The 7,476-nt window shown below is 65.7% G+C and carries 4 protein-coding genes and 2 tRNA genes; all 6 read right to left on the bottom strand.

What is annotated here, in order from left to right; all coding sequences use genetic code 11:
* A partial coding sequence (locus J5F18_RS05945; protein ID WP_346301389.1) for a SpoVR family protein occupies positions 1 to 1,506 on the bottom strand: 1,506 nt, incomplete at its 3' end.
* Positions 1,507 to 1,523: 17 nt separating this feature from the next.
* Positions 1,524 to 2,804 carry a YeaH/YhbH family protein gene (locus J5F18_RS05940; RefSeq protein ID WP_346301388.1) on the bottom strand — a complete coding sequence of 427 codons (1,281 nt, stop codon included), beginning with the start codon at positions 2,802 to 2,804 and terminating at the stop codon, positions 1,524 to 1,526.
* 117 nt (positions 2,805 to 2,921) lie between these two features.
* Positions 2,922 to 4,844 carry a PrkA family serine protein kinase gene (locus J5F18_RS05935; protein WP_346301387.1) on the bottom strand — a complete coding sequence of 641 codons (1,923 nt, stop codon included), beginning with the start codon at positions 4,842 to 4,844 and terminating at the stop codon, positions 2,922 to 2,924.
* A 215-nt stretch (positions 4,845 to 5,059) separates the two neighbouring features.
* Complete coding sequence (locus J5F18_RS05930) at positions 5,060 to 6,994, bottom strand: NADPH-dependent 2,4-dienoyl-CoA reductase (RefSeq protein ID WP_346302178.1); 1,935 nt, start codon at positions 6,992 to 6,994, stop codon at positions 5,060 to 5,062.
* 274 nt (positions 6,995 to 7,268) lie between these two features.
* Positions 7,269 to 7,345 (bottom strand) — tRNA-Asp (locus J5F18_RS05925).
* Positions 7,346 to 7,348: 3 nt separating this feature from the next.
* Positions 7,349 to 7,425, bottom strand: a tRNA-Val gene (locus J5F18_RS05920).
* Between the last annotated feature and the right edge of the window lie 51 nt (positions 7,426 to 7,476).

Below are 7,476 nucleotides of genomic sequence, written 5' to 3'. Positions count from 1 at the left end.
CACCACCTCGTCTCCCTCCAGCGACTCGAGTCGCACGGGGAAGCCCCACAGCTGGTGCAGGTGGCGAATCACTGGGTAGACGCTGCGCGCCAGGGGCCGCCGACTGTCCTGAACGTGGCGCAGGGTCAGCGAGCGGTCGCCCCGGATATCCGCCGAGTAGACCTGGATATTGGGCTCGCGCACCGAGAGCGCATACTGGGTGGCCAGGGCATCGCGGATGCGCCGGTAGCCGCGCTCGTCATGGATGGCACTGACCTCGAGCATCTCGTCCTGGTCATCGTCCAACACCATGAACAGCTTGAGGTCGCGGATCACCTTGGGCGACAGGAACTGCTGGATGAAGGACTCGTCCTTGAAGTTCTTCATGGCAAACTCCAGGGTCTCCCGCCAGTCGCTGCCGGCGGCATCCGGGAACCACTGACGATCCTCCTCGGTGGGCGCCTCGCAGAGTCGCTTGAGGTCGCTGAAGATGGCAAAAACCAGGGCATAGGGGTTGATCCCGCTGTACCGGGGGCTGTCGAAGGCGGGCTGGTTGACCACCGCCGTATGAGACTGCAGGAACTCCAGCATCAGCCCCTCGTCGACCAGCCCCTCCTCATACAGGCGGTTCATCAGGGTGTAATGCCAGAAGGTGGCCCAGCCCTCGTTCATTACCTGGGTCTGGCGCTGGGGATAGAAGTACTGGGCCAGCTTGCGCACGATACGCACCACCTCGCGCTGCCATGGCGCCAGCAGCGGGGCATTCTTCTCGATGAAGTAGAGCAGGTTCTCCTGGGGTTCGGCGGGATAGCGGCCGGTAAGATGAAGGCCCAGTGGATCCTCTTCGTCATGATTGTCGCCGAGCGCCTCCTCCGCAGGCTGGGTGGGAATGGTCCGCCACAGGGTGTTGACCTGGGCCTGCAGGTAGGCCTCGCGCTCCTTCTGGCGCCGTGCCTCCTCGGCGGCGGAGATCGGCGAGGGCCGCTTGTAGCGGTCGACGCCGTAGTTCTGCAGCGCATGGCAGGCGTCGAGCAGCTGCTCCACGGCCGCCACGCCGTGGCGCTCCTCGCACTCGCCGATGTACTTCCGGGCAAACACCAGGTAGTCGATGATGGAGCTGGCATCGGTCCAGGTGCGGAACAGGTAGTTGCCCTTGAAGAAGGAGTTGTGCCCGTAGCAGGCGTGGGCCATCACCAGCACCTGCATCATCAGGGTGTTCTCCTCCATCAGGTAGGCGATGCAGGGGTCGGAGTTGATCACCAGCTCATAGGCGAGCCCCATCTGGCCGCGCCGGTAGGCCTGCTCCACGGCCAGGAACTGCTTGCCGAAGGACCAGTGGTGATAGCCCACCGGCATGCCCACGCTGGCGTAGGCGTCCATCATCTGCTCGGTGGTGATCACCTCGATCTGATTGGGGTAGGTGTCCAGCCGGTACTCGTCGGCCAACCGATCGATCTCACGCTCGAACGCGGCCAGGATCTCGAAGTTCCAGTCGGACCCGGTCGCGATGGGCTTGCGTCGTATCATCATCTCTCCTCGACGCCTCAGGGGGCGACACGCCGCTTGAACAGCTCACGGAATACCGGGTAGATGTCGCCGGCCTCGACGATCTGGCGCATGGCGAAACGCGCCGGGAACTCGGCGGCCACCGTCTCGTACTCCTCCCAAAGCGCCTGGTGAGCGTGGGGGGTGATCTCCACGTAGGTGAAATACTGCAGGCGCGGCATCAGCTTCTTCATCAGCAGGTCGCGGCAGGTGATGGAGTCGTCGTCCCAGTTGTCGCCGTCCGAGGCCTGGGCGACATAGAGGTTCCACTGTCCCGGCGGATAGCGCTTGGCGATGATCTCATCGACCAGGGCCAGGGCGCTGGAGACGATGGTCCCGCCGGTCTCCCGGGAGTAGAAGAACTCTTCCTCGTCCACCTCCTTGGCGGCGGTGTGGTGGCGCACGAAGACCAGCTCGACCTTCTCGTAGTTGCGCTCGAGGAACAGGTAGAGCAGCAGGAAGAAGCGCTTGGCGATGTCCTTGTGGGCCTGGGTCATGGAACCCGACACGTCCATCACGCAGAACATCACCGCCTTGCTGGAGGGCATCGGCTGGTTGACCAGGTTGTTGTAGCGCAGGTCGAAGGTGTCGATGAAGGGCACCGCCTCCAGGCGCTGTTCGAGCCGCTCGATCTCCGCCTTGAGCTCGGCGATGCGCGCCGGGTTGCGCAACACCGGGTCCTTGCGCTCCTCCACCTCCAGGGCCTCGCGCGCCTCGCGCAGGGCGCGGCGGATCGGCGCGCGCATGGCGATGCGCCGCGCGTGGGCCTCGCGCATGGAGCGCACGATATTGATCCGTGCCGGCACCCCCTCCTTGGAGACCCCGGCACGGACCGGGCGCACCTCATCGAGGTCCACCAGCGCCTTGCGCTCCAGGTGGGGCAGCTCCAGGCCATCGAAGACGAAGTCAAGGAACTCCTCCCGGGAGAGGGTAAAGGCGAACTCGTCCATGCCCTCGCCCTGGTCGGAGGCGCCGCCTTCCCCGGTGCCACCGCCTCCCCCGCCGCCGGGGCGGCGCAGGCGGTCGCCCTCGGTGAACTCCCGGTTGCCCGGGGCCACGATGGTGCGCTTGCCCCCGGGGCCGTGCTGGAACACCGGCTCGGAGATGTCTCGGGTCGGGATCGACACCTTCTCGCCGCGCTCCATGTCGGTGATCGAGCGGCGGTTCACCGCCTCCTCCACGGAGCGCTTGATATGGGTGCGGTAGCGGTCCAGGAAACGCTGCCGGTTGACCGCACTCTTGTGCTTGGCGTTGGCTCGTCGATCGATAAAATAGGTCATGCCGACCTCCTCTGCTCGCCGGTCGCGGCCGCCGGGGGACGGGTGTCCCCCGCACGACCCATGGCTCGCCTGGCTAGGCGCTAGGCGCTAGGCGCTAGGCGCTAGGCGCTTTTCAGCCTACTGCGACTTGCGTACCCGCAGGTACCACTCGGAGAGCAGCCGCACCTGCTTCTCGGTGTAGCCGCGCTCGACCATGCGCGCCACGAAGTCCTCGTGCTTCTTCTGGTCCGCCTGGGAGGCCTTGGCATTGAAGGAGATCACCGGCAGCAGCTCCTCGGTATTGGCGAACATCTTCTGTTCGATCACGCCACGCAGCTTCTCGTAGGACTGCCAGCTGGGGTTCATGCCGTTGTTCTGGGCACGGGCCCGCAGCACGAAGTTGACCACCTCATGGCGGAAGTCCTTGGGATTGGAGATGCCGGCCGGCTTCTCGATCTTCTCGAGCTCCTCGTTGAGGGCCTGGCGGTTGAACAGCTCGCCGGTCTCGGGGTCCCGGTACTCCTGGTCCTGGATCCAGAAATCGGCGTAGGTGACATAGCGATCGAAGATGTTCTGGCCATACTCGGAGTAGGACTCCAGATAGGCGGTCTGGATCTCCTTGCCGATGAAGTCCACGTAGCGCGGGGCCAGAAACTCCTTGATATAGCGCAGATAGCGCTCGAAGGTCTCCTTGGGCAGCTGTTCCTGCTCGAGGCGCTGCTCCAGCACATAGAGCAGGTGCACCGGGTTGGCCGCCACCTCGTGACTGTCGAAGTTGAACACCTTGGAGAGGATCTTGAAGGCGAAGCGGGTGGAGAGCCCGGCCATGCCCTCGTCGACGCCGGCGGTGTCACGATACTCCTGGATCGACTTGGCCTTGGGATCGGTGTCCTTGAGGTTCTCGCCGTCGTAGACGCGCATCTTGGAGTAGACGCTGGAGTTCTCCGGCTCCTTGAGGCGCGAGAGTACCGAGAACTGCGCCAGCATGCGCAGGGTGTCCGGCGCACAGGGCGACTGGTTGAGCGAGGAGTGCTCGAGCAGCTTCTGGTAGATCTTCACCTCCTCGGAGACCCTCAGGCAGTAGGGCACCTTGACGATATAGACCCGGTCGAGGAAGGCCTCGTTGTTGCGGTTGTTGCGGAAGGCCTGCCACTCGCTCTCGTTGGAGTGGGCCAGCACGATGCCTTCGAAGGGAATGGCACCCATGCCCTCGGTGGGGTTGTAGTTGCCCTCCTGGGTGGCCGTGAGCAGCGGATGCAGCACCTTGATCGGCGCCTTGAACATCTCCACGAACTCCATCAGCCCCTGGTTGGCGCGGCACAGGCCGCCGGAGAAGCTGTAGGCATCGGGGTCGTCCTGGGAGTACATCTCCAGCTGGCGGATATCCACCTTGCCCACCAGCGAGGAGATGTCCTGGTTGTTCTCGTCGCCAGGCTCGGTCTTGGAGATGGCGATCTGGTTGAGCCGCGAGGGATAGAGGCGCACCACCCGGAACTGGGAGATGTCGCCGCCGTACTCCTTGAGACGCTTGGCGGCCCAGGGCGACATCACGCTCTTGAGATAGCGACGCGGAATGCCGAACTCCTTCTCGAGCAGCTCGCCGTCCTCCTCGGGGGAGAAGAGGCCCAGCGGCGACTCGTAGACCGGCGAGCCCTTGATGGCGTAGAAGGGAACCTTCTCCATCAGCAGCTTGAGACGCTCGGCGAGCGAGGACTTGCCGCCGCCCACCGGGCCCAGCAGATAGAGGATCTGCTTGCGCTCCTCTAGGCCCTGGGCGGCATGGCGGAAGAAGGACACGATCTGTTCGATCGCCTCCTCCATGCCGTAGAACTCCGAGAAGGACGGATAGCGGCGAATGACCTTGTTGGAAAAGATCCGCGACAGCCGTGAATCCTTGGCGGTATCGATCACCTCGGGCTCGCCGATGGCTTCGAGCATCCGCTCCGCGGCCGAGGCATAGGCCACCGGCTCCCGACGACAGAGTTCCAGATACTCCTGCAGGGTCATCTCTTCCTGCCGGACACGCTCGTAGCGATTCTGCACATGATCGAAGATGCTCATCGATGCCTCCTGTAAAGCCCGCTGACTCGGCGCCAAGTGTTCATCAGGGGGGCGCAAGAACTGGGTCACCTAAGGTTAGCCCTGACCGCCGACCATTAGCGGACAACGAATCAACGCTGGGGCCTTAACCCTATGAACATCGGCACCGCAGGGAGGTTCTGGCGGAACAGTGCAGATTTCAACGCTGAAAGAACGCTGATGCCGCTGAGGCGGCCTCAGAGGCCTGCCGCCACCCGCGTGCCCTGATCGATGGCACGCTTGGCATCGAGCTCCGCCGCCTCGTGCGCGCCGCCGATCAGGTGCACCGCCACACCGGCGGCGCGCAGCGGCTCGAGGAGTTCGCGCACCGGCTCCTGGCCGGCGCAGACCACCACGCTGTCCACCGTGAGCAGGCGTGGCTCGCCATCGAGGCGAAAATGCAGGCCGGCATCGTCGATGCCCAGGTATTCGCAGCCGGCCAGGGCCTCGACGCCGCGATGCCTGAGCGAGGCACGATGCACCCAGCCGGTGGTCTTGCCTAACCCGCGGCCCGGCTTGGACGCCTTGCGCTGCAGCAGGGTCACCCGGCGCGGCACCTCGGGGCGACGCGGCGGCGCAAGCCCTCCCGGGGTGGAGACCGAAAGATCGACGCCCCACTCCGCGCACCAGGCATCGCGATCCAGCGAGGGGCGGCCGACATGGGTGAGCAACTCCGCCACGTCGAAGCCGATGCCGCCCGCGCCGATGATCGCCACCCGTCGGCCGACCCGCTCCGGATGCAGGATCGCCGTGGGGTAGCCCATCACCTTGGGGTGGTCGCTGCCGGGCAACTCGAGCCGCCGCGGCCGCACCCCGCTGGCCAGCACCACCGCATCGAACTCGCGCAGCAGATGGGGATCGGCCTCGCAGCCCAGGCGCACACTTACGCCGTACCGGTCGAGCATCACCCGGAAGTAGCGCAGGGTCTCGTTGAACTCCTCCTTGCCGGGGATGCGCCGCGCATAGTTGAACTGACCGCCCAGCTCGGCACTGCGCTCGAAGAGGGTCACCGCATGTCCCCGCTGCGCCGCGGTGAGCGCCGCCGCCAGGCCCGCCGGCCCGCCCCCCACCACGGCGATGCGCTTGGCGACCTCGGCCGGGGTGATCACCAGCTGGGTCTCGTGGCCGGCCCGAGGGTTGACCAGGCAGGAGGTGGGCTTGCCCGCGAAGGTGTGATCCAGGCACGCCTGGTTACAGGCGATGCAGGTGTTGATTTCCTTGGCCCGGCCCTCGGCGGCCTTGCTCACCCAGGCCGGATCCGCCAGGAAGGGGCGCGCCATGGAGACCATATCGGCATGCCCCTCGGCCAGCACCCGCTCGGCCACCTCCGGCATGTTGATGCGGTTGGTGGTGATCAGCGGGATCGAGAGCGCCGCCTTCATGCGCCGGGTCACCTCGGTAAAGGCCGCCCGCGGCACGCTGGTGACGATGGTCGGCACCCGCGCCTCGTGCCAGCCGATGCCGGTATTGATGAGGTCGGCACCCGCCGCCTCGATGGCCCGGCCCAGCGCCTCCACCTCGTCGTGGGTGCTGCCCTCCTCCACCAGGTCGATCATGGAGAGGCGGAAGATGATCAGGAAGTCGTCGCCCACCGCCTCGCGGATGCGCCGCACGATCGCCACCGGGAAGCGGATGCGGTTCTCGAAGGTCCCGCCCCAGGCGTCGTCGCGGTGGTTGGTGCGCCGGCAGACGAACTGGTTGATGAGGTAGCCTTCCGAGCCCATCACCTCCACGCCGTCATAACCGGCCTCCCTGGCCAGGCTGGCGCAGCGAACAAAGTCGGCGATCTGCTGCTCCACCTCCTCACCGGTCAGTTCGCGGGGCGAGACGGGATTGATCGGTGCCGGGATGGCCGAGGGGGCGACCGGCTCGGGGGTATAGGCATAGCGTCCCGCATGGAGGATCTGCAGGCAGAGCCGGCCGCCCTCGGCGTGGACCGCCTCCACCAGCCGGCGATGGTCGGGCAGTTGCTCGGCTCGCTCCAGGGTGGCCGCGCCCTGGAAGACCGCCCCCTCGGGGTTGGGCGCGATGCCGCCGGTGACGATCAGCGCCACCCCCTCCCGGGCCCGTTCGGCGTAGAAGGCGGCCAGGCGTTCGAAGCCGCCAGGGGCCTCCTCCAGGTTGGTATGCATGGAGCCCATCAGCACGCGGTTGGGCAGCGTCAGCTGGCCCACCGACAGGGGACGGAAGAGGTAGGGATAGGCGGTCACGGCGTGCTCCTCGTGGTGGTGGCAGGGCCGGGCATTCAAACAACTGTATGACAGCGAACACCAAGGCGTAAAGCCTTAACCCGGCAAGGGGCAAGGGGCAAGGGGCCAGCAAAAACGACGAAGCCCCGAGCGATAAGCTCGGGGCTTGCGAGATTCGTGTGCGGCGATGGACCCGTAGACGAGGGACCTGCAGAAATGGCGGACCGGACGGGACTCGAACCCGCGACCTCCGGCGTGACAGGCCGGCATTCTAACCAACTGAACTACCGGTCCGCGTGGTGGGTGATACCGGATTCGAACCAGTGACCCCCAGCATGTGAGGCTGGTGCTCTAACCAACTGAGCTAATCACCCACGAAAACTGCATAGCGTGCTGCGTCGTGCTACCGCTGGTGTTGCGACTAT

The sequence above is a fragment of the Halomonas sp. BM-2019 genome (genome assembly GCF_017584085.1).
This window is presented reverse-complemented; position numbering and strand designations above follow the sequence as displayed.

Excerpts from the sequence above, each read along its gene's own strand:
- J5F18_RS05940 (WP_346301388.1), bottom strand. The coding sequence starts at position 2,804 with ATGACCTATTTTATCGATCGACGAGCCAACGCCAAGCACAAGAGTGCG.
- J5F18_RS05935 (WP_346301387.1), bottom strand. The coding sequence starts at position 4,844 with ATGAGCATCTTCGATCATGTGCAGAATCGCTACGAGCGTGTCCGGCAG.
- J5F18_RS05930 (WP_346302178.1), bottom strand. The coding sequence starts at position 6,994 with ATGCATACCAACCTGGAGGAGGCCCCTGGCGGCTTCGAACGCCTGGCC.